The following is a 21609-nucleotide window of genomic DNA, read 5'->3' on the forward strand; positions in this document are numbered from 1 at the left end:
CGCCGCCAATGGCGCGCGGTACGCCGCGCCTTGGCGCTGAGGATAGGCCGCCCGTGCCAGCGGTGGCGCGCCGCCGCCGGCCGCTCGCAGGGCAGCCGAGAGGGTGGCAGTGCCGGGGCAGGGCGCCGAGCCCGCCGGCGGCTTCAGGCCAGCGTCAGTTCGCCGCCCAGCGCGTCCACCAGGTCGGGAATGAGCTTGCAGAGCTCGCCGGTGGCGATCGCGGCGTCGGCATCGAAGTGGTCGTCCTTGCTGTCCGACGGCTGGCCCTCGAAGACCACGTCCAGGAAGCTCAGCTTCTTCACCTGCATCGTGTCGGTGAGCACGAAGGAGACGCGGTCGCTCCAGGTCATGGCCAGCTTGGTCGGCACCTTGCCGCCGGCGATGTGCTGGCGCACCTCCTCGATGTCCAGCGGGTGGCGCGAATAGCGCACCACCGACTTCATTTCGTCGGCCGACTTCAGCTCGCATTCGCGGTCCACCGAGAATCCGGCGGGCGGCTCGCCGTCGACCAGCCATTGCGACATCGCGACGGCAGCCGACTCCTTGGTTTGCAACGGGCTCACGGCAAAGCCGTCCAGCCCCTTCACCAGGGCCGTCACCACTTCCTCGGCCCGCGCCTGGCTGCTGGAGTCGATCACCAGCAGGCGCTCGTGCGGGTCGATCCAAACATGCACCGACGCCTGCTTGGTGAAGGCCATTGGCAGCAGTTCCAGCACCGCCTGTTCCTTGATCTCCTTGGTCTGCTTCTTGCCGGGCTTGCGGCCGGTGGTCTGTTCGATCTGGGCGGCCAGTTCTTCGGTGCGCCGCTTGACCACCGAGCCAGGCAACACCTTCTGCTCGATCATCAACTTCAGCAGCAGCTGTCCACCCACCGATTCCACCAGCGGTGCATGGGGAATGCCGCGCGGCTCCACCCAGCCGAAGGACTTGGGCTGGGTGGTGCCACAGGGGACAAAACGGGCCTTGTCCAGGCTCTCTTCGATCTGCTCCAGGGGGGCCGGCCAGTCCGGCCCGATGCGGTACACGGTGAGGTTCTTGAACACGAACAGTCTTCCTTGTTGGGGTGCGTCGCGCCGCCTCGGCCGCATGGGGGGCGGGCGGGCAAAACCCTCGATTGTCCATGCTGCGGCCGGCTCGCCATGGCGACGCCCGCTGCGCGGGCCGACCGGCCGGCTGCCCAGCGTGTCGTTTTCACGCTGCAGCGGCCGCTTCGGGGGCAGCGCCGCGCGCTGCCCTCGGCTACGATGCCGGCGGGCCCTGCCTCATTGCAGGGCTCACGTCGCTCGGACGGTTCCGGGCGCTCACGTGAAAGACCACTCCATGTCCGCTTCCGCAGGCAAGCGCCGCTTCGCGCGCATCGACCGCCTCCCTCCCTACGTCTTCAACATCACCGCCGAGCTGAGGATGGCCGCGCGGCGCCGCGGCGAAGACATCATCGACATGAGCATGGGCAACCCCGACGGCGCCACGCCGCCGCACATCGTTGCCAAGCTGGCCGAGGCGGCGCAGCGCCCCGACACCCACGGCTACTCCTCGTCGAAGGGCATCCCGCGGCTGCGCCGTGCCATCTCGCACTGGTACGAGGCCCGCTACGGCGTGGCCATCGACCCCGACAGCGAGGCCATCGTCACGATCGGCTCCAAGGAAGGGCTGGCCCATCTGATGCTCGCCACGCTGGACCGCGGCGACACCGTGCTGGTGCCTGACCCGAGCTACCCCATCCACATCTACGGCGCGGTGATCGCAGGAGCCGACATCCGCTCGGTGCCCCTGACGCCCGAGGTCGACTTCTTCGCCGAGCTGGAGAAGGCGATCCGCGGCAGCTATCCCAAGCCGAAGATGATGGTCTTCGGCTTCCCGTCCAATCCCACCGCGCAGTGCGTCGAGCTGGACTTCTTCGAACGTGTCGTGGCGCTCGCCCGCAAGCACGAGATCCTGGTGGTGCACGACCTCGCCTATGCCGACATCGTCTTCGATGGCTGGAAGGCGCCGTCCATCCTTCAGGTACCCGGCGCCAAGGACGTGGCGGTGGAGTTCTTCACGCTGTCCAAGAGCTACAACATGGCCGGCTGGCGCATCGGCTTCATGGTGGGCAATGCCGACTTGTGCGCCGCGCTGGCGCGCATCAAGAGCTACCACGACTACGGCAGTTTCACGCCGCTGCAGGTCGCGGCCATTGCGGCGCTCGAAGGTGACCAGCAATGCGTCACTGACATTGCCAACCAGTACCGCAGCCGCCGTGACGTGCTCGTCAAGGGCCTGCACGAGGCCGGGTGGAAGGTCGACTGCCCCAAGGCCTCGATGTATGTCTGGGCCCGCATTCCCGAGTTCTATCGCGGCCTGGGGTCGCTCGAGTTCGCCAAGCAGATGCTGGCCAAGGCCAAGGTGTCCGTCTCGCCGGGCATTGGCTTCGGCGACCACGGCGACGATCATGTGCGCTTTGCCTTGATCGAGAACGAGGCGCGCATCCGCCAGGCGATCCGAGGCATCAAGGCCATGTTCAAGGCCGACGGCGTGTCGCCCGCGCGCGCAGCCTGATCGCTACGCCAGGGGCGGCGTAAACCCTCCCCCCTGAGCGGGTGGATGCATCCATAAAGCGGGTGACGATCGCGCCGGCCGGTTCTATCTTTGCAGGCACCTCGGCGCAGGCGGTCTGGCGATTCGGGGCCATCCCGATCGGTTGTCTTCCCCGTCCCCGTGGGGACCAGGAGAGCGCATGACCTCGTACCGCTGTCACTCCGCCGTGGCTTGCTGCTGGCTCTGGCTGCTCTTGCTATGGCCCGCGTCGGCCTGCCAGGCCGGCCTGCAGCTCATGCACGACCCACCCTACCTTGGAGCGACGCACCGCTCCACCATCACCGCCCGGGTGGACCATGAGCCGCTGGGCGTGGCTGCCATTGACATCGAGGTGGTGGTGGGCGAGCTCACCGATTGTTCCGAGTTCGGCGGCTCGCCCAGCCTGCTGCCGTGCCGGCGGTCGGCCCACCGGGTGGTGCATCGCTGCCGTTATGCCGGGCGTCCGGAGCAGGCCGCCTGCCGCTACGTGCACACGCTCGGGCCCGGGCGGCTGGTCAGCTACCGGGCGGTGTTGTGGCCGGTGGGCGGCACGCCGCTGACATCGAACGAGGTCAGTCATGCCGGCGGCGCACCGCCGTCACAGCAGCAGCCGCTGGCGCTTCCGGTGCGATGGGAGCGGGCGGCTCATCCGGCTCGCCGTATCGACCTCGGCCTGTTCCCGGACCCCGCCTACACCGGTGGCGCGGCAGATTTCGCGGCTGACCTGCGACGCCTGCTGGCCGGGGCCTTCCATGGACCCGGGCCTCTGGAGCGCGACGATCGTCGCCTGCCGCTGGACAGCTTCAATCTCTGGACCAGCCCGCCAGGCGCTGAGGCGCAGGGCTGTGTCCGCCGCTTCCAGGCAGGGGCGGCCCAGGTGGCAGCGGTGCTGGACGGCCAGGCCATCCTGCATCGTGGCCGGTTCGACGACTGCGCCGCCATGGCTCTCGGCGGCGCTGGCAGCGTCTGGACCGGGGATGACCACAGCGCCGGCCGCTTGCTGCACCAGGGCGCCCATTTCTTGTTTGCGCTGCAGGAGGTGGAAGGCTGCGACGAGGCCGCTCCCGAAACAGCCGGTGGCGGCCACGCGTCAGACAAGCACCCGAGCTGCAGCGCCGCAGCGGAGGACATGCAAGGGCCGGTGGGTGAGGGCTGCCAGCGCTGGAAGACCGATCGAGACATGGCTAGGGTGCCCGTCCCCGGCTCGGCACCAGCGAGAGCGCACGAGGGCCCGGCCACCGGGCCGCACCGCGCCTGCACGGAACAGCGGCTGACCCGCTGTGCCAGCAGCACGTGCTACTAGCGCCTGCTGCGAATGGAGCCGAAGCCAACCCGACGTTCAGTGCCGTGGCAGACGCTGGAGCCAGACGCTGCACCGGGATGTCGCCCGGCATGCTGGTGGGCAACGGTCCGGTCACCGCCTCCTGGTTCACCCGCTTTCGGCGCACCCACCACCAGGGGCAGAGCAGGCAGGGGGCCATCGCCCGGTTGTCTGCCACGAAGGGACACCACGGCCATCCACCGGCCGCGGCACCACGCACGAAGAGGGAGCCTGTGAATGAATCATCCGACCCCGGGCCGAAGGGCCTGCCTTGCCTGGCTGCTGGCAGCGTGCTGCTGGCCGGCCGCCCACGCGCAGCTGATCGAGACGACATCGGCACCGACGCCGGTCGACCCGCTCGAGGACAACCAGGCGGTACTGGCCCAGTTGGCCGATGGCCTGGTGTTCTCATTGCGCGTCGAGGGCCGGCGGGTGGAGTTGCTGAGCGCTGAGCCGCGCCGGGTGCCGCAGCACCAGCGCTGGCTGAACGAAGGCGATACCGTGCGGGTGGTGGCGATGGCCGGCGGGCGCGAGGTGGGCTGGGCACGGGTGCCGGACGCCGCCATCGACGTCGAGGAGGGCCGCGGCCTGGCGCGGCGGGCGGTGCGAGAACTGCACCATCACATGGTCGTCTCGGCGCTGCCGGATGTCTTGCAGGTCTGGCTGCCCGGCGGTGCCCGGCCGGTGCATCTGGACTTGAGGCAGCCGCTGGCGGCCGCCTGTGCGCGGGCCTCCGAAGCCTGCGGCCTGCAGCGGACCGCGCCGCCGCCCTGACCTGGCCAGCCGCTGCTGCAGGACACAGGAACATTCTTACGGAGTGTGCACAAGTTCATGCCCGTCCCTGCAAAAACGCCTAAAGATTGGCCGCGTCTGAGCGATATCAAGCCATCGAAGACTTCCAGAGGGATTCCGTCATGTTGGCCAGGACCAGCATCGGCAGGCTGTTGCTTGCCATGCTCGCAATACTGTGCGCGGTGCAGATTGGCACCAGCGCTGTGGCGTTCTCGATGATGCGCGGCACGATGGCCGACACCGAGCGGCTCAACGAAGTGGCAGTGAAGAAAGCCAACTTCGTCAACGAGACCACCCTGCGCCTGATGGACGCGCGCATCAACCTGTCGCGCTACGGCACCCGGCTGATCCGCAGCAACGAGCCGCGCCCCGACATCCTGGCCCACGCCCAGCAGCAGCTGGTGCTCGCCGATGCGGCGATCGCCGGCTACCGCGGCCTGCCCGGCGCCGATGACAAGGCTCGTGCCCTCGATGCGGCCTTCGAGCAGAAGGTCGGTGCTTTCCGGGCCGCGCTCGGCGAACTGGTGGTGTTCCTGCAGAAAGGCGACGTGCAGTCCTTCCTGGACCAGCCGACGCAGAAGCTGCAGGACGAATTCCTGCACGCCCGCGACGGCTTTGTCGCCTATGCGAGCGACACCGCGCAGGATGCCTGGGCTTCGGCGCAGGGCAACACCAATGTCTTCGAAGTGATGGCCGCCATGCTGGTCGCCGCCACCGTCGCGCTGGCGGCCCTGTTCCAGCTGGGCGTGACGCGGCTCATCGTGCGGCCGGTGCAAGCCATCCTGGCGATGCTGCAGCGTACGGCGCATGGTGACCTGACCGCCTACACGCCGGTGGAGGGCACGATCGAGATCCGTGCGCTGTCGGCCGCGGTCGGCGAGATGCAGTCGGGCTTGACCCGCATCGTCAGCGACGTGCGGGTGGGCTCCGAGTCGATCGCCTCCGCTTCGCAGCAGATCGCCGCGGGCAATGCCGACCTGTCCTCGCGCACCGAGGCCCAGGCCAGCGCCCTGCAGCAGACCGCCGCATCGATGGAACAGCTGGCGAGCACGGTGAAGGCCAATGCCGACAACGCGCAGCAGGCCAATCAGCTGGCCATGGCAGCGTCCTCGGTGGCCGAGCGGGGCGGCGAAGCCGTCAACCAGGTGGTCGAGACGATGAAGGGCATCAGCGACAGCTCGCGCAAGATCGGCGAGATCATTGGCACCATCGATGGCATTGCCTTCCAGACCAACATCCTCGCCCTCAACGCCGCCGTCGAAGCAGCGCGCGCCGGCGAGCAGGGCCGCGGCTTCGCCGTGGTGGCGGGCGAGGTGCGCACGCTGGCGCAGCGCAGTGCCGAGGCAGCGCGCGAGATCAAGGTGCTGATCGGCGCAAGCGTCGAGCGTGTCGAGACCGGCGCCGCCCAGGTGGACCAGGCCGGCGCGACGATCACCGAAGTGGTGTCCTCGATTCGGCGTGTCACCGATATCGTGGGCGAAATCAGCTCCGCCAGCGTGGAGCAGAGCGCCGGTGTGGCGCAGATCGGCCAGGCGGTCACGACCATGGACGCCGGCACGCAGCAGAACGCCGCGCTCGTCGAGGAATCGGCGGCGGCCGCCGAAAGCCTGCAGCGCCAGGCCCAGCAACTGGTCGGCGCGGTCGCCTTGTTCAAGCTGGCCAATGGCAGCAGCGCTGCACCGCTCGCCTCACCGGCGGTTCGGCCTTCGGCCTCGCCCGCCGCCGTGCCGCCCGCCGTCCGCCGCCCGTCGAAGCCGGCGCTGCGTCCGTCCAGCGCTGCTTCTGCGCCGGCCCCCGCCGCCATCAAGCGGCCGGCCGTCACGGCCACGTCGCCAGCGCCGGTGCGGCCCCCGGTGGCCGAGCCGATGGCCATTCCCAAAGCCGCCGCCGCGCCAGCCGCTGCGGGGGGCGAGGACGACTGGGAGACCTTCTGACCGCATCCATCCGCTGGCCGCGGTCGGCCGCTGCGCTGCCTCGGCCCGGCCTCGCCCGGGCGCCAGAGGCCGGCGGGTGCATCCTCCTTCCGCTGCTGCCAAACCGCTGAAGCAGCCAGCCTGCCAAGCGCCGCCATCGTGCGGCGCTTCGCCGTTTCTGGGGGGCTCCGGCCGGGTATCGACCGTCGCATGAGGCGGACGGCTCGATGCAGGGCCACCGCATTCACTGGCGCGGGCAGCGCCGGTACCTTCTGGCGTGCACACGCCGCTTGCCTCGCATGATCGTCCTGCGGGTGGTGGCCGGGCAGGCGCCGACCGCCTGCCTGCAGGGCGGGCCATTCCTCTCCCGCCCCCTCTTTCCCCTTCTCTTTCCATTTCTCTGCGCTGGTCTGCTGGAGTCGCCCGGGTGCCTCGCAGGCGGCCTCTCCCTCGCGGAGTGCGACAAACTTCACACTTTGGCGGCTTCCCCGCCGCATGTCTGGCAGGTTTGACAGTCGCGGGCCTTCTGCACGATGTCTGATGATCTCGCCTGTGATTGCAGCAGTGCCACGCTCCGCCAGCTTCGGGTTCCTGCGTGGCCCCGGATCGCCAGGCTGGCTGTGCTGACCCAGGGAGTGTCAGGCAGGTGAGCGGCTCCGGAGCAGCACCTCCCCACTCGCATGGATCGCCAGGCCGATTCCGTGGCTGACCGGCCCCCAGTGCAGGCCGCCTCGGACTCCCGGCGATCGATCACAAGAAGACCGACCGACAGAACGCGCAGCAGCGGCTCGCCGGAGCGAGTCGCCTGTGCACCAGGCAGCCGGTGCCCGGGTGCGCCGGCCCAGCCTGGACATGCAGTGCGAGGAGGCCCCCTTGACCCGAACACCCCCATTGCCCGACCCCGAGCGTTTCCATCCCTACGATCTGGACCGCCCGCTCCTGATGCACTGCCGCTGCGGCAGGCCGCATGCCGAGGGGAGTTGTGAGCCGGTGTCCGCACCGGTGGCCGATGCCGCCGGCCAGCCCACCGACTTCATCGAGGCCGCCCTGGTCAAGGCACTGCTGCCGCACGAAGGGCAGCGGCGCCGTTTTCTGGCGGCGGTAGGCAGCCAGGCGGCCCGCGCCGCCATTGCCTCCGTGCTGCCGGTATCGGCACTGCAGGCGATGGCACAGGACAAGGCGCCGCTGGAGAAGAAAGACCTGCAGATCGGCTTCATCGCCATCACCTGCGCCACGCCGCTGATCATGGCTCACCCGATGGGTTTCTATCAGCAGCAGGGCCTGAGGGTGCAGCTCAACAAGACGGCCGGTTGGGCGCTGATCCGCGACAAGATCATCTCGGGCGAGCATGACGCCTCGCATTTCCTTTCCCCGATGCCCCTCGCCATGTCGATGGGCGTGGGTTCCGCCCGGCTGCCGGTGAGCGTGGCCACCATCCAGAACGTCAACGGGCAGGCCATCACGCTGCACGTGAAGCACAAGGACAAGCGCGACCCGCGGCAATGGAAGGGCATGAAGTTCGCGGTGCCCTTTGAATATTCGATGCACAACTTCCTGCTGCGCTACTACGTGGCAGAGCATGGCCTGGATCCAGACCGCGACCTGCAGATCCGCGTCACGCCGCCGCCCGAGATGGTGGCCAATCTGCGCGCGGGCAACATCGACGGCTTCCTGGGCCCCGACCCGTTCAACCAGCGGGCCGTCTACGACGGTTCCGGCTTCATCCACCTGCTGTCCAAGGACATCTGGGACGGCCATCCCTGCTGTGCCTTCGGCCTCAGCGAGGACTTCATCCGGCAGCATCCCAACACCTTCGCCGCGCTCTACCGCGCGGTGCTCAAGTCGGCCCAGATGGCACGCGACCCGGCGCAGCGGGAGGAGATTGCACGGGCCATCGCACCGGCCGCCTACCTCAACCAGCCGGAAGTGGTGATCAAGCAGGTGCTGACCGGTCGTTTCGCCGACGGTCTGGGCAACGTCCGGCATGTCCCAGACCGCACCGACTTCGACCCGGTGCCATGGCAGGCGATGGCGGTGTGGATCCTGACGCAGATGAAGCGCTGGGGCTACCTCAAGGGCGAGGTCAATTACCGGCAGATCGCCGAGAAGGTCTTCCTGCTGACCGATGCGCGGCGGCAGATGAAGTTGCTGGAACAGGCCGATCCCGGCGAGCGTGGCCGAACGATCACCGTCATGGGCCGCGGCTTCGACCCGGCCCGCGCGCAGGAGTACGAGAAAAGTTTCGCCATCCGCAAGGCAGCGGTGTAGTCAACCTGGAAACATCATGAGCGAGCAAGAGTTATCGGGCCTGGACCCCTACGATGCGGACCGTCCGCTGTTGATGCGCTGCGCCTGCGGCCGCCAGCACGCGGCGGCCGGGGACGCCGGCGCCGACTGTGCACCGACCACGCCCGAGCAGGCGGTGAACCGCTATGTTGAAGCGGCGCTGGTGAAGGCGCTGTTCCCGCGGGAGGAAGTGCGGCGGCAGTTCCTGCGCGCGGTGGGGCGGCGCACCGCGATGGCCGCCATCGCCAGCGTGCTGCCCCTCGGTTCCTTGCAGGCCATGGCCCAGGAGCGTGGCCGCCCCGAGAAGAAGGACCTCAAGGTCGGCTTCGTCAGCATCACCTGTGCGACACCGCTGTTGATGGCAGAGCCCCTGGGCTTCTACCGCGACCAGGGCATCAACGTGCAGCTGGTCAAGACGCCGGGCTGGGCGGCCATCCGCGACCGGATCATCACCAAGGAGCACGACGCCTCCCACTTCCTCTCGCCCATGCCGCTGGCCATGACGCTGGGCCTGGGCTCGGACAAGGTGGCCACTTCCGTTGCCACCATCCAGAACATCAACGGCCAGGCGATCACGCTGCACGTCAAGCACAAGTCGCGGCGTGAGCCCAAGAGCTGGAAAGGCTTCAAGTTCGGCGTGCCGTTCCCGTTCAGCATGCACAACTTCCTGTTGCGCTATTACCTGGCTGACTACGGCCTGCACCCGGACACCGATGTCGAGATCATCACCGTGCCCCCGCCGGAGATGGTGGCGCGGCTCAAGGCCGGCGAGATCGACGGCTTCCTGGGCCCCGACCCGTACAACCAGCGCGCCGTGTATGACGAGGTCGGCTTCATCCATGTCTTGTCGAAAGACATCTGGGATGGCCATCCCTGCTGCGCCTTCGGCATGAGCAGCGAGTTCATCCGCCAGCATCCGAACAGCTTCGCGGCGCTGTTCCGCGCCATCATCGGCTCGTCCTTCATCGCCAGCGTGTCGACCGACCGCATGCGCATGGCCAAGCTGATTGCCCCGGCCGCCTACCTGAACCAGCCCGAGGAAGTGGTGGCCCAGGTGCTGACCGGCGAGTTCCCGGACGGCCTGGGCAACGTCCGCCGCGTGCCCGACCGCGCCATCTTCGACCCCGTGCCGTGGCAGAGCATGGCGGTGTGGATCCTGACGCAGATGAAGCGCTGGGGCTACATCAAGGGCGAGGTCGACTACTCGCACATCGCCGAGCAGGTCTTCATGCTGACCGATGCCAAGAAGCAGATGGGCATGGCTGGCTGGCGGCCGCCCGAGGGCGCCTACCGGCGCGCTCGCATCATGGGCAAGGTGTTCGATCCACAGCGTCCCGAGGAATACGTGAAGAGCTTCCCCATCCACAAGGTGATGGCATGAGCCGCAGGCGTTCGGCCGGGCGCCGCCGGCGGGAGGGCCGCCGATGAAGGCACAGCGACGCGCGCTGGCCTGGCGGGCAGCCGGCCTGTCGCTGCTCTTGCTGCTGGCCTTGCTGGCGCTGTGGCACTGGGCCACGCTGCCTGCGGCCGGTGCCGCTGCAGCCATGACGGCCGAGCAGCGCGAATATGCCGAGTTGCTGGGGCAATCAAGCGAGGGCCCCGCGCGCAACAGCGGCTTCCCGACGCCGGCCGAGCTGGGGCGCTCAGCCTTGCAACACCTGTCCGACCCCTGGCGCGACAATGGCCCGAACGACAAGGGCCTGGGCATCCAGCTGGGGCATTCGCTGCTGCGGGTGGCGCTGGGCTTCGGCGCGGCCGTGCTGCTGGCGGTGCCACTCGGCTTCCTGGTGGGAATGAGCCCGCTGGCCTTGCGGGCGCTTGATCCCTACATCCAGGTGCTCAAGCCCATCTCCCCGCTGGCCTGGATGCCACTGGCGCTCTACACCATCCGCGATTCCTCGGCCTCCGGCGTTTTCGTGATCTTCATCTGCTCGGTGTGGCCGCTGCTGATCAACACCAGCTTCGGCGTCGCCAGCGTGCGCCGGGAATGGCTGGACGTGGCCCGGACGCTCGAGGTGCCGCGCGGGCGGCTGGCGTTGCAAGTCATCCTGCCGGCGGCGGCGCCCACCATCCTGACCGGCATGCGCATCAGCATGGGCATCGCCTGGCTCGTGATCGTCGCGGCCGAGATGCTGGTGGGCGGCACCGGCATCGGCTACTTCGTCTGGAACGAGTGGAACAACCTCTCCCTGGCCAACGTGATGGTGGCCATCCTGCTGATCGGTGTGGTGGGGATGGTGCTCGACCGCCTGTTCGCCGCCTTGCAGCGTAAGGTGAGCTATGCCGACTGATCTTCGCGCCGGCGCGGCGCCTTTCCTGCAAGTGCAGGGCCTGGCCAAATCGTATGCCGACCGACACGGCCGGCCGGGGCCGGCGGTGTTCGAGCGCGTCAACTTCGACATCCGCCGCGGCGAGTTCGTCTGCATCGTCGGCCACTCGGGCTGCGGCAAGTCCAGCCTTCTGAAGGTCCTGGCCGGACTTGAGGCGCCCAGCGCCGGCCGCATGCTGATCGATGGCCGCCCGGTGCACGGCCCCGGCCTGGACCGCGGGGTGGTGTTCCAGGAACATGCGCTGATGCCGTGGCTGAGCGTGCGCGGCAACATCGCCTTTGCGGTGCGCAGCCGCTGGCCCGAATGGTCGGCCAGCCAGGTGGACACGCAGGTGAGGCGCTACCTCGAACTGGTGGGCCTGCAGGCTGCCATCGACAAGAAGCCCGCAGCCTTGTCGGGCGGCATGAAGCAGCGGGTCGGCATTGCGCGGGCGTTTGCGATCGAACCGAAGATGCTGCTGCTGGACGAGCCCTTCGGCGCCCTCGATGCACTGACACGCGGCACCATCCAGGACGAACTGTTGCGCATCTGCGCCGAGACGCGGCAGACGGTGTTCATGATCACCCACGATGTGGACGAAGCCATCCTGCTGGCCGACACCATTCTCTTGATGGGCAACGGCCCCCAGGCGGGTATCGCCGAGGCGGTGTGCAACACCATGCCGCGCGACCGCAACCGCGCCAGCCTGCACCACGACCCGCAGTACTACCGCATCCGCAACCACCTCGTCGACTTCCTGCTGGAGCGCTCGGCCGAGTTTTCGCATGGCCGCGCGCCCGAGCGGCCGCCGCAGCTGCGTCCGGGGCTCGCGCAGGCGGGGGCCGAACTCGCGGCGGCACCGGTGGCCATGTCGGCCTGAACGCGGATGCCGCCAGCAGCTCCACATTTGCGGCGGCCTTCCGCTTTCCCGCGCACGCACTCTCTCTCACTCTCACTCTCTCATTCACAACCCAAGGAGCTGTCCCGATGAACCGACTCGACGTCACCGAAAAAATCATCGCCACCAAGGTGGCCAAGGGCTTGAAGTGGGCCGACGTGGCGGCGCGTGTGGGCCAGAGCAAGGAATGGACGACTGCCGCGCTGCTTGGCCAGATGACGCTGAACGCCGAGCAGGCGCGTGTCGTGGCCGAGATCTTCGACCTGAGCGAGGCCGAGGCGCAATGGCTGACGGTGGTGCCCTACAAGGGCTCGTTGCCGACCAGCGTGCCGACCGATCCGCTGATCTATCGCTTCTACGAGTTGGTCAACGTGTACGGCACCACCTTCAAGGAATTGATCCATGACGAGTTCGGCGACGGCATCATGAGCGCGATCGATTTCCGCATGGACTTGCAACGGGAGCCGAACCCGGCTGGCGATCGTGTCAGCATCACGATGTCGGGCAAGTTCCTGCCTTACAAGACCTACTGAGAAGGCCGGCTCGAAGGCCGACCGAGGATCGCTTCCTCCAGCAGCAGGCGCGCGGGCGCCCGGCCTTGCTGCCCCTGTGGCGCCCTGACGGGAGTGGCCGATGAGCAAGAGCGTGAGCATCGATGCGGGTCCGCCGGCCCGCGCGGGCCATCACGAGGTGATTGTCGTCGGCGCCGGCTTTGCCGGGCTGACCGCGGCGGAGCGGCTGGTGGAGCAGGGCGTGCGCGTGCTGGTGCTGGAGGCCCGCGACCGTGTGGGCGGGCGCACCAAGCCCGGCCGCGTGGCCGGCCAGGTGGTCGACCTGGGCGGCATGTGGACGGGCCCCGGCCAGCCGCGGCTGCGGGCGCTTGGCGAGCGGTTCGGGCTCACCCTCTACCCCACCCACCTGGCTGGCCGTAACATCATCGAGCTGGGGGAGCGCGTGGGTTCCGCGGAAGGCGAGGACTACGCCGACGCGATGGGCATGCTCGAGAAGCTCGATTTCGCGCGGCTGGTGATGAAGCTCGACCGGCTGGTGGAGTCCATCTCGCCGCAGGCACCGTGGAGCGATGCGCAGGCCGAGTCCCTCGACCGCCTGACCGTGGACGGCTGGCTGCGCCAGCATTGCCACACGCAGGGCTGCCTGCGCTTCTGCCAGGCCATCTGCCGTGCAGTGATGTGCGCCGAGCCGGCCCAGTTGTCGATGCTGTTCTTTGCCTTCTATCTTGCGTCCGGCGGCGGACTCATGGCCTCGGTGACGGCCGAGGGCGGTGCCCAGCAGGACATGTTCGCTGGCGGCCTTCACCAGATCGCGGTCGGCATGGCGCGGGCGCTGGGCGACCGGGTGGTGCTCGAGTCACCGGTCACCGGCATCGACCATGGGGCATCCCCGGTGCGGGTGAGCACGCCCACCGGTCACTACACCGCCGAGCGCGTCATCGTGGCGATGTCGCCGGCGCTGTGCGGCCGCATCCCTTTCACGCCGATGCTGCCTCACCTGAGAGATGGACTGCACCAGCGGATGCCGATGGGCTCGGTGATCAAGGTCTGGATAGCCTACCCGGCGCCCTTCTGGCGCGAGCAGGGCTACAACGGGCTGGTGTCGAGCGACGGCGCCGCCTTTTCTCCCTATCTCGACGTGACGCCTCCCGGGGCGCCGGTGGGCCTGCTGGCCGGCTTCTTCGGCGCGGGCCATGCGGCGGCCTGGAGTGCTCGCGGCCCGATCGAACGGCGGGCCGAGGTGGTGCGTGAGCTGGTGCTGCGTTTCGGCCTGCAGGCGGCACAGCCGATCGACTATGTGGACAACGACTGGACCCAGGAGGCGTGGAGTTGCGGCTGCTATGGCGGGGTGGCCGGGCCGGGCGTCCTGAGCGTCTATGGGCCGGCGTTGCGGGAGCCGGTCGGGCGCCTGCACTGGGCCGGTGCGGAAACGGCGACGGTGTGTGCCGGGTATGTGGAAGGTGCGATCCAGTCCGGTGACCGCGCGGCGGCTGAAGTGCTGGCGGCCTTGCGCTCACCGGTGGCACGCGCGAGCGCGGGCGGGTAGGGGGCGGCGCTGCTGCCTTCCTGTATGCTTGCGTCCTCGTGCCCGAGTGGTGGAATCGGTAGACACAGCGGACTTAAAATCCGCCGCTCCTCACCGAGCGTACCGGTTCAAGTCCGGTCTCGGGCACCAAGGTTCGCCCGTACGGGGCAAGGCAGCCCCTTCTTCAGGCAGCCGTGCTGCCATGTGCGCTGGCTTGCGGCGCGCCTGGACCAGCAACCCACTTGGGCCTGGCCTGCGGCCAGCAGGTCCGTGCTGTAGAAGCCGAACTGGATCTGCGCCGATGCCAACCGAGCTGCGCTGACCTTCTTCATCCCTCGCTCCGTATGCCATGCGCCCGTCCTCGATGGGGCATCGGATGCAGTCCCCTGATTCCCTGTCATGTGAAGTACCGGCAGACGTCGTCCGCTGCGGCACCCAGCGACCCGCATGCCGAGAAGGCCTGAAATCTGCTTGACTCCCGGAGGACGGCCGGGCGCCAGTGTCGGCGTGCGGCCCCCGCATTTCTGGTCCGTATGAAAGGAAGTCCATGGACGATCCACGCCCCGTCCTGACCACGCGGCAAGGCCACCCCGTGCGCGACAACCAGTCGCTGCGCTCGGTGGGCGAGCGCGGTCCCGCCACTCTGGAGAACTACCAGTTCATTGAAAAGATTACGCACTTCGACCGGGAGCGCATCCCCGAGCGGGTGGTGCACGCCCGTGGCACCGGTGCGCATGGCTGGTTCGAGGCCTACGGGAAGATCGGTGACGAGCCGGCCTCCAAGTACACGCGCGCCAAGGTGCTGACCCAGACAGGCGTGCGCACGCCTGTCTTCGTGCGCTTCTCCACCGTGATCGGCGGCAAGGACTCGCCCGAGACGGCTCGCGATCCACGCGGCTTCGCCGTCAAGCTCAAGACCGTCGAGGGCAACTGGGACCTGGTCGGCAACAACCTGAAGATCTTCTTCATCCGCGATGCGATCAAGTTCCCGGACATGATCCATGCCTTCAAGCCGGACCCGGTGACCAATCGGCAGGAAGCGTGGCGCTTCTATGACTTCGTGTCCCAGTCGCCCGAGGCGTTGCACATGGTGACCTGGGTCAAGAGCCCCTGGGGCATCCCGGCGAACTACCGCGAGATGGAAGGCGCCGGCGTCAATACCTACAAGCTGGTGAACGACCAGGGCGTGGCCCACCTCGTCAAGTTCCATTGGCAGCCGAAGCAAGGGGTGCGCAATTTGACAAGCGCGCAGGCTGCCGAGATCCAGGCGCAGGACGTGGGCCATGCGACCAAGGACCTCTACGAGGCGATCGAGCGTGGCGACTTCCCCGAGTGGGAGTTCTGCGTGCAGATCATGTCCGATGGCGATCACCCCGAACTCGACTTCGACCCGCTCGATGACACCAAGCGCTGGCCCGAGGACCGGTTTCCGCTGCTGCCGGTCGGGCGCATGGTGCTCGATCGCAACCCCGACAACGTGTTCGCGGAGACCGAGCAGGCCGCCTTCGGCACCGGTGTGCTGGTGGATGGCATCGACTTCTCCGATGACAAGATGCTGCAGGGCCGCACCTTGTCCTACTCCGACACGCAGCGCTACCGGGTCGGCCCCAACTACCTGCAGCTGCCGATCAATGCGCCGCAGGCGCAGGCCCGGGCCCACACCAACCAGCGCGACGGACAGATGAGCTATCAGGTGGACCCGGCCGGCTTCAACAAGCATGTGAACTACGAGCCGAGCACCATGGGCGGCCTGCGCGAGGCGCCGCGTCCCGAGAAGGAGTACCACCAATGGGTGGAAGGGCACCTGGGCCGCTACCAGATCTCTCGCACCGCCGACGACTACCGGCAGGCCGGCGAGCGCTATCGCACCTTCGATGACTGGGAGCGCGACGAGCTGGTGGCCAATATCGGCGGCGACCTCAAGCAGTGCCCCGAGCCCATCCAGCTGCGCATGGTCTGGCATCTCTGGCATTGTGACGAGGACTATGGGCGCCGCGTCGCCGACATCGCCGGCGTCGACCTGGAAGCGGCGAAGGCACTGCCGCCCTTGCCCGGCAAGCCGGCGCCGCATACCGACCGGGCCACGACGCAGTACCAAGGTGGGGCGGCCGAGGAGGCCGCCTCAAGGCGTGACCCCGCGACTGCCAAGTGATGCCGGCGAACACGAGGCCGGGTGCACTCCCGCGCGGCTTGGAAGGGCTTGGTCATGAACGGCGGCGCTGACGGCGAGGGGACCCCGGCGCGTCCCGAACTCGACGCCGACACCCTGGCCTTTGCCCACCGAGTGCTGGACTTTGCTCGCCGCGGCGACGTGGCGGAGCTGGCGCCGCTGCTGGCGCAGGGCCTGCCGCCCAACCTGCGCAATCACAAGGGTGACAGCCTGTTGATGCTGGCCAGCTACCACGGCCATGCCGCGGCGGCGCGCCTGCTGTTGCAACATGGCGCCGATCCGGAGCTGCGCAATGACCAGGGGCAGAGTCCGCTGGACGGCGCAGCGTACAAGGGGGACACGCCGATCGTGCAACTGCTGCTCGATGGTGGCGCCAACCCGGCTGGCGCATCGATGGACGGCAGAACTCCCTTGATGTTTGCCGCCATGTTCAACCGCCTCGACGTGATGGAGCTGCTGCTGGCCCGTGGCGCCGATCCCGCGGCCCGCGACGGCCAGGGCCTGACGGCACGCGACATGGCCTTGCGGATGGGGGCCAGCGAAGCGGCAAGCCGCTTGGAGGCGCTGTAGCCACATCGGCCCTGCCCAGCGGGCGGTGGCTGGCGTGGGGGGCGATGCGCGGCTGCTAAGGAGATGGCGCCAGCGCTGGGCATCGCCGCAAAGGCGGCGGCGCGGCGCGGGCGTGCCGTCCAATGCAGCATTTGTGCAGAGCTGAGGTTGTGGCACTTCACCGTAGCCAGATAGCGCCGCAGCGCCAGGCCGCAAAAGTGGGCAAAGGTCTCGCGCGTCCGCCTCGCTTTGTCAGGGCAGGCCGGTGCACGGCCAGCTGCCGGTTGGACGGGCACCCGCCCGCGGCGAGGGCCCAACATCAGATTCCGCCGTGCGGCAGCCTCCTCGAATCCCTGAATATCACGGTGACCGTGGTGCAACGGAATCGCAATTCGGCGTTCCCTCGGCAGCGGCTGTGTCGCCCAGGTCGGAAGGCCGCTGAATGGTGAATGGAAAAACGGATGTCAAGCCGTCACGCGAGGTTCATTCAACCGGGATATCGGAATTTCAGTACGAAATGAATCGTCAGAAGCCGAAATCAGTGCCGGGCTTGTTTTTGTACGGGCCTGCTTCCCCATCGAGCTGTCGTGGACGATCTGGCGAACGGTGCCATCTTTGGGAATGCGCGTCATGCGCTCAACCCCTCGCGCCGTCTCATGACCGTGGCCTCGCAGTGCCGATGTGCTGGGTGGTTCCGGTAGAGAGGTGTGCTGCGTCCGAGGCTTTGATGCTTGACGTCTGGTAAGGCAGCGACGGCTGGGGCAACCGACAACGCCTGCACTTCCCGCGACAAGCGTTCTCTCCCCTATGGCGTCGGCCGAGCTGCGCCGAGGAACGAATTCACGCCCTGCCTTCTTATGAAACCACGTTGATGCAAATCCAACATGCGCCCTTCTTGATGTTGTATCTAAGTGTTTCAATCATTAATATCGCCTCCTTTTGAGGAGGAGCGTGATGAAGCACGCCATGACCGCTGTTTTCGCTGCCATTGCCCTGAGTGGGTGTGCGAGCATTTTTTCCGGCACCAGCCAGCCAGTCGGCGTTTTCAGTGAACCTGAAGGGGCGACTTTCACCGTGACGAACCGGGCCGGCATGCAAGTGCACACCGGCACCACGCCGGCGACCTTGACGCTGGCCAGAGGCGCCGGTTATTTCAAGTCCGAAACCTATGTGATCCGCATCCAGAAAGAAGGCTACGCCGCAAAGGAATTGACCATCACCGGCTCGGTCAACGGCTGGTACTTCGGCAACCTGTTGCTGGGCGGCCTCATCGGCATGCTGGCCGTGGATCCGGCCACCGGCGCGATGTACTCGCTGCCCGAATCGGTACGTGCGACGCTGGAGCCGCAATCTGCCAAGGCTGCGGCAGCCCCTGGCGCGATCACCATCATTTCGACCGACGCCGTTGCACCCGAAGTGCTGAAGAACGCGTCGCTGATCGCCGCGTTCTGACGACCCCACGCCGCTGTGCGAGCCGCAGCGGCCTCCTGGGGCCAGCGTCCGGTACCCGATCGAGCGCCGGCGCGGCCGGCACTCGGGCCGGGTGCTCCGGCCACGGGTGGCAGCTGCCGCTCCGCGATTCCCCCGCTTTCGGAAGAAGCCGCGCCGACATCCCCGTCTGGGCGCTGGCCGACGTATCGGCCCCTCGCCTCACGCAAACGTGAGAACCACCCCGCCCAGCGCGAGCAGGGCGGACCACTGCATCGGGAAGCCGAACGCCTGGTGAGGCGCTTGCTCGCCCTCGTCCTGCGCTTCCCGGTTCAGCTTCTTGCCGATCACCCAGACCAGCACGGCCGCCAGCAACAAGGCCACCCGCATGGCCGGGAAGTGATTGACGCCCCAGATCCTCGCGGCCAAGCCCCAGAGCGCCAGCGGGATCATGAATCCCAGAATTCCCAGCCCTCGCCAACTGATCACCATCGTGTTTCCCTCGCATTGACCTCATGCGCCAGAAGCGACGCTTCTGGTTCAGAAGGTTGATAAGTTTTGTTACCTTGTAGTGTCCCATCCCGTTCGGTGGGTACAGCGTGTGATACGTCACTGTTCGGGCGGCTCGCCGTGGCACTCCCCCGTGTAAGGGGTGGCCCTCCGCTGGCGACTTCACGGCAGGGCATCGGCCGGGCCTTGAGCGTGAGTGCTGGGCCTGACGAGCCGGCGCACCGGCTTCCTCCGCCTCCACTGCTCGGGGCCACCGTTGCCCGCATGTTTCGCCCCACCGATTTTTTCGCCTGCTTGCATCTGATGCGGTACGGTCAACTTGTTCGGCACTTTGGGTGATGGTTGGCCTCTCGGCACAGTCCTATGCTGCCGGTCGAATGCGCGAGCAGATGGAAAACGAGTCAAACACCTCGCCTCGATGCGGCAACTGCACAGGACGGATGGCGGCGTTCGGCCACATTGGCCGGCGCAACACCGTTCCGCGCTGAAGGCCGGGCGCCGCAGGGCGCCTGGCCGGCCCCTTGGCGCGGCACCTGTGCATCACGCCGGTGAAGGACCGCCGCATGGGCAGGCAGCGATCTTCTCCTTCCATCTGATGGCGCGTTCTGGACCTGCCGCTTGCGAGCCGCCTGAGCACGCCGCGGCAGTGGGCGGGACCCGCATCGCCGGCGTTCTGCTTCCCCGCGCACGCGCCCCCAGGGGCACGTGCTGCCTTTCTCTCGCACTTGAACAAACTTAGGAGGATGTGCATGTCCCGGATTGAACGGATCAAGGCCCTGACCGAGTTGCTGTCGCAGTCGTCCGCGCGCTGGTCACCGAGCCGGCGCGGCTGGATGTTGACGACCGCATCCAGCGCCTTGCTCGCCGGATGCGGCGGTGGTGGCGACAGCAGCGGCGGCGCCTCGGAAAGCGCCCTGTCCGCGGCGGCGGCAGTGCCTGCTGCCGCGGACCCGCTGGACACCATCGTCTTCAGCGACTTCAAAAGGCAATGGGCGCCCGCCCGCCGGCAGGAACTGCAGAAGCTGATCGACACGCTCGACCGGCTCGGGCCCATCGACGTCGACAGTGGGCTCGACAAGCTGAATGCGGCCATCGCCGAGGCCGAGCGCACGGGCCGGCCCATCCGCCTCGCATCGGGCAAACGGACTCGCATTGCGGGCAACGACCAGAAGTGGGAGCTCAAGGAGGTCGGCACACCTGAGCGGCCGGTGCGGATCTACTGCGGCAATGTGGATGGGCAGCACATCCTTGAAGGGGGTGGCTGGCTGTTCGCAAACAACAGCCATGTGCACATCTACAACTGCCGCTTCGTGCAAACGACCGTGCAGGGCGTCTATTCCAGGCTCGTGGTCAAGTTCAATACGTTCGAATGCAATAAGGACAGGCTGCAGACCGCGGTGCGGATGTTGCCGCTGAGCTGGGACTCGCTGCACAACGAGCTGGACATGCAGTGGAACCACATCGGCAAAGCGCAATACTGCCTCTATGCTCACGACCTGCGCAACTCCCGCTTCAGCTACAACTGGTGCGACGAAATTGTCGCCAGCACCGTGCACTTCAACGGCGGCTTCGACAACCATTTCGACCACAACTACATCTTCGGTGGCAAGACCGGCATCATCAACGCCGTGCGTGGGGTGATCAACCCGAGCGCGGCTGCGGCCGAGTCGCGGGCCCGCCACCAATCACACTTCGGCACCCGCATCCGCTACAACCGCATTCGCAATGTCGCCGAGGAGTCGATCAGCTACGACGCCTATCCCACCGATACCGAGCGGCATCCGGTGATCGACCATCTGCTGGTAGGGCGCATCGGGGCTACTAAGCGCGGGATCGTTGATGGGCCGGAACAGCCCAAGCTGTTGATCTGGAGCCGCTATGAGTTCACGGACCGGCACCCCGGCATTTCCAATCCGGTTGTGAACATCATTCCCCAGCCTACGGGTGATCCAAAGCACCCCTCCAGATCCTTGTACCGAGGCTATTGCATCATGTGGCTGGAGGGCCGCCTGCAGGGCAAGTACGCGCAGATCTATGACTGCACCTCTGTCGGCGACACACGGGTGGTGGGATTTGCGCTGAGGAGCCCGGGGTTCGAGGAGAACCGCTTGCGCAAGCGCACCGAAGCCGGCGTGCGTCCGAACGAGCTGACGCAGGAGGACCTGAACGAAGCTGTGCCGGACGGCGACTGGGTCACCGTCTGCGCGATCGCGGCGGACTTCGAGATCAGCCGCAACGTCATCGACGTGGACCGCATCACCGACCATACGGTGGCCGGGATCGTGCTGTGGGGCGCCGGCGTCGGCTTCTCGATCAACAACAACGACATTCGACCTGCAGGTCCGGTCCGCGACGGCCGCGACGGCATCGCGGTGTGCCATGTTGCCGGCTTCAACCCGAAGGACATGGTGGAGCGTCTGCAGGGAGGCGAAGAGCGCCGTACACGCACGGCGAAGGGGGCCTACGAGACGTGCTTGGCCCCGGTGACGCACGGCAGCATCGTGGGCAACCGGCTCAACGGGCTGCCGCTGTTGGTGGACTGCAGGTCCTACACAGATTGGACGGTCGAGGGGGAAGGGCGGCCACACCTGTACTACACCTTCCCGCTCAAGGTGCACGGCAATCGTGGCCTGGAGAGCGTGCCGATCACTGTCCCCATGTGGTGCAACAAGTGGCGCATTGACCTGCCGGGTGCCGTGCCGGCGTTCCATCCAGGCAGCGACTACTTCTTCGACAACACCACCACCTGACGCCACCAGCTTGGCGTGCAGCCACGGGCCGGATGGCCGGCCCGTGGCGCAGCCGGGTGCCCAACGAAGGGCGGCAGTCGCCGCCTTGCT

Annotated in this window: 18 protein-coding genes and 1 tRNA gene; 15 read left to right on the forward strand and 4 right to left on the reverse strand. The window is 67.5% G+C overall.

Annotation, left to right across the window (positions count from 1 at the left end):
• Positions 1-143: 143 nt before the first annotated feature.
• Positions 144-1043, reverse strand: coding sequence for a recombination-associated protein RdgC (locus tag N7L95_RS23900; RefSeq protein WP_301257737.1), 900 nt, complete (start codon positions 1041-1043; stop codon positions 144-146).
• Positions 1044-1320: 277 nt separating this feature from the next.
• Here N7L95_RS23900 and alaC point away from each other — a divergent pair, with 277 nt between their 5' ends.
• The 11 genes from alaC to N7L95_RS23955 all read left to right on the forward strand — a co-directional run bounded on the left by alaC (position 1321) and on the right by N7L95_RS23955 (position 14262).
• Entirely contained in the window at positions 1321-2538 is a 1218-nt protein-coding gene (gene alaC, locus N7L95_RS23905; protein WP_301257738.1) for an alanine transaminase, read from the forward strand.
• 274 nt (positions 2539-2812) lie between these two features.
• Entirely contained in the window at positions 2813-3859 is a 1047-nt protein-coding gene (locus N7L95_RS23910) for a hypothetical protein (RefSeq protein ID WP_301257739.1), read from the forward strand.
• Between the two features lie 255 nt (positions 3860-4114).
• Positions 4115-4651 (forward strand): hypothetical protein, encoded by a 537-nt coding sequence (locus N7L95_RS23915; RefSeq protein WP_301257740.1) that lies wholly within the window; start codon positions 4115-4117, stop codon positions 4649-4651.
• 140 nt (positions 4652-4791) lie between these two features.
• A complete protein-coding gene (locus N7L95_RS23920; protein ID WP_301257741.1) occupies positions 4792-6603 on the forward strand; it encodes a methyl-accepting chemotaxis protein in 1812 nt (603 codons plus the stop codon).
• A gap of 921 nt (positions 6604-7524) precedes the next feature.
• Positions 7525-8850, forward strand: coding sequence for a CmpA/NrtA family ABC transporter substrate-binding protein (locus N7L95_RS23925; protein WP_301260222.1), 1326 nt, complete (start codon positions 7525-7527; stop codon positions 8848-8850).
• 16 nt (positions 8851-8866) lie between these two features.
• Positions 8867-10249: a CmpA/NrtA family ABC transporter substrate-binding protein gene (locus N7L95_RS23930; RefSeq protein ID WP_301257742.1), complete on the forward strand. Its 1383-nt coding sequence runs from the start codon at positions 8867-8869 to the stop codon at positions 10247-10249.
• A gap of 43 nt (positions 10250-10292) precedes the next feature.
• Positions 10293-11159 (forward strand): nitrate ABC transporter permease, encoded by an 867-nt coding sequence (gene ntrB, locus N7L95_RS23935; RefSeq protein ID WP_301257743.1) that lies wholly within the window; start codon positions 10293-10295, stop codon positions 11157-11159.
• The gene (locus N7L95_RS23940; protein WP_301257744.1) at positions 11149-12057 is read left to right on the forward strand and encodes an ABC transporter ATP-binding protein; all 909 of its coding nucleotides are present in this window, start codon (positions 11149-11151) and stop codon (positions 12055-12057) included. Before ntrB ends, N7L95_RS23940 begins: the two co-directional genes overlap by 11 nt.
• Before the next feature lie 107 nt (positions 12058-12164).
• Complete coding sequence (cynS, locus tag N7L95_RS23945; protein ID WP_301257745.1) at positions 12165-12608, forward strand: cyanase; 444 nt, start codon at positions 12165-12167, stop codon at positions 12606-12608.
• Between the two features lie 100 nt (positions 12609-12708).
• Positions 12709-14133, forward strand: a complete 1425-nt coding sequence (locus N7L95_RS23950; RefSeq protein ID WP_301257746.1) for a flavin monoamine oxidase family protein — start codon at positions 12709-12711, stop codon at positions 14131-14133.
• Positions 14134-14173: 40 nt separating this feature from the next.
• Positions 14174-14262: transfer RNA gene (locus tag N7L95_RS23955), tRNA-Leu, on the forward strand.
• On the opposite strand, the gene N7L95_RS23960 is transcribed toward N7L95_RS23955, so the two are convergent.
• On the reverse strand, positions 14241-14444 hold the full coding sequence (locus N7L95_RS23960; protein WP_301257747.1) for a hypothetical protein: 204 nt from the start codon (positions 14442-14444) through the stop codon (positions 14241-14243). The genes N7L95_RS23955 and N7L95_RS23960 overlap by 22 nt on opposite strands.
• Positions 14445-14659: 215 nt before the next feature.
• Between N7L95_RS23960 and N7L95_RS23965 the strand changes: the two genes are divergently transcribed.
• Together N7L95_RS23965 and N7L95_RS23970 are read left to right on the forward strand one after the other, a co-directional pair.
• Positions 14660-16264, forward strand: a complete 1605-nt coding sequence (locus tag N7L95_RS23965; RefSeq protein ID WP_301257748.1) for a catalase — start codon at positions 14660-14662, stop codon at positions 16262-16264.
• 54 nt (positions 16265-16318) lie between these two features.
• The gene (locus N7L95_RS23970) at positions 16319-16852 is read left to right on the forward strand and encodes an ankyrin repeat domain-containing protein (RefSeq protein ID WP_301257749.1); all 534 of its coding nucleotides are present in this window, start codon (positions 16319-16321) and stop codon (positions 16850-16852) included.
• Between the two features lie 443 nt (positions 16853-17295).
• Here N7L95_RS23970 and N7L95_RS23975 read toward each other — a convergent pair whose 3' ends face one another.
• Complete coding sequence (locus N7L95_RS23975) at positions 17296-17463, reverse strand: hypothetical protein (RefSeq protein ID WP_301257750.1); 168 nt, start codon at positions 17461-17463, stop codon at positions 17296-17298.
• Between the two features lie 322 nt (positions 17464-17785).
• Here N7L95_RS23975 and N7L95_RS23980 point away from each other — a divergent pair, with 322 nt between their 5' ends.
• Positions 17786-18283, forward strand: coding sequence for a hypothetical protein (locus N7L95_RS23980; protein ID WP_301257751.1), 498 nt, complete (start codon positions 17786-17788; stop codon positions 18281-18283).
• A gap of 198 nt (positions 18284-18481) precedes the next feature.
• On the opposite strand, the gene N7L95_RS23985 is transcribed toward N7L95_RS23980, so the two are convergent.
• A complete protein-coding gene (locus N7L95_RS23985) occupies positions 18482-18751 on the reverse strand; it encodes a hypothetical protein (RefSeq protein ID WP_301257752.1) in 270 nt (89 codons plus the stop codon).
• A gap of 767 nt (positions 18752-19518) precedes the next feature.
• Here N7L95_RS23985 and N7L95_RS23990 point away from each other — a divergent pair.
• Complete coding sequence (locus tag N7L95_RS23990; RefSeq protein WP_301257753.1) at positions 19519-21519, forward strand: hypothetical protein; 2001 nt, start codon at positions 19519-19521, stop codon at positions 21517-21519.
• Positions 21520-21609 lie beyond the last annotated feature (90 nt).

The organism is Eleftheria terrae (assembly GCF_030419005.1).
Classification (GTDB): domain Bacteria; phylum Pseudomonadota; class Gammaproteobacteria; order Burkholderiales; family Burkholderiaceae_C; genus Caldimonas; species Caldimonas terrae.

Excerpts from the sequence above, each read along its gene's own strand:
- alaC (WP_301257738.1), top strand. The coding sequence starts at position 1,321 with ATGTCCGCTTCCGCAGGCAAGCGCCGCTTCGCGCGCATCGACCGCCTC.
- N7L95_RS23910 (WP_301257739.1), top strand. The coding sequence starts at position 2,813 with ATGCACGACCCACCCTACCTTGGAGCGACGCACCGCTCCACCATCACC.
- N7L95_RS23915 (WP_301257740.1), top strand. The coding sequence starts at position 4,115 with ATGAATCATCCGACCCCGGGCCGAAGGGCCTGCCTTGCCTGGCTGCTG.
- N7L95_RS23920 (WP_301257741.1), top strand. The coding sequence starts at position 4,792 with ATGTTGGCCAGGACCAGCATCGGCAGGCTGTTGCTTGCCATGCTCGCA.
- N7L95_RS23925 (WP_301260222.1), top strand. The coding sequence starts at position 7,525 with ATGCACTGCCGCTGCGGCAGGCCGCATGCCGAGGGGAGTTGTGAGCCG.
- N7L95_RS23930 (WP_301257742.1), top strand. The coding sequence starts at position 8,867 with ATGAGCGAGCAAGAGTTATCGGGCCTGGACCCCTACGATGCGGACCGT.
- ntrB (WP_301257743.1), top strand. The coding sequence starts at position 10,293 with ATGAAGGCACAGCGACGCGCGCTGGCCTGGCGGGCAGCCGGCCTGTCG.
- N7L95_RS23940 (WP_301257744.1), top strand. The coding sequence starts at position 11,149 with ATGCCGACTGATCTTCGCGCCGGCGCGGCGCCTTTCCTGCAAGTGCAG.
- cynS (WP_301257745.1), top strand. The coding sequence starts at position 12,165 with ATGAACCGACTCGACGTCACCGAAAAAATCATCGCCACCAAGGTGGCC.
- N7L95_RS23950 (WP_301257746.1), top strand. The coding sequence starts at position 12,709 with ATGAGCAAGAGCGTGAGCATCGATGCGGGTCCGCCGGCCCGCGCGGGC.
- N7L95_RS23960 (WP_301257747.1), bottom strand. The coding sequence starts at position 14,444 with ATGAAGAAGGTCAGCGCAGCTCGGTTGGCATCGGCGCAGATCCAGTTC.
- N7L95_RS23965 (WP_301257748.1), top strand. The coding sequence starts at position 14,660 with ATGGACGATCCACGCCCCGTCCTGACCACGCGGCAAGGCCACCCCGTG.
- N7L95_RS23970 (WP_301257749.1), top strand. The coding sequence starts at position 16,319 with ATGAACGGCGGCGCTGACGGCGAGGGGACCCCGGCGCGTCCCGAACTC.
- N7L95_RS23975 (WP_301257750.1), bottom strand. The coding sequence starts at position 17,463 with ATGACGCGCATTCCCAAAGATGGCACCGTTCGCCAGATCGTCCACGAC.
- N7L95_RS23980 (WP_301257751.1), top strand. The coding sequence starts at position 17,786 with ATGAAGCACGCCATGACCGCTGTTTTCGCTGCCATTGCCCTGAGTGGG.
- N7L95_RS23985 (WP_301257752.1), bottom strand. The coding sequence starts at position 18,751 with ATGGTGATCAGTTGGCGAGGGCTGGGAATTCTGGGATTCATGATCCCG.
- N7L95_RS23990 (WP_301257753.1), top strand. The coding sequence starts at position 19,519 with ATGTCCCGGATTGAACGGATCAAGGCCCTGACCGAGTTGCTGTCGCAG.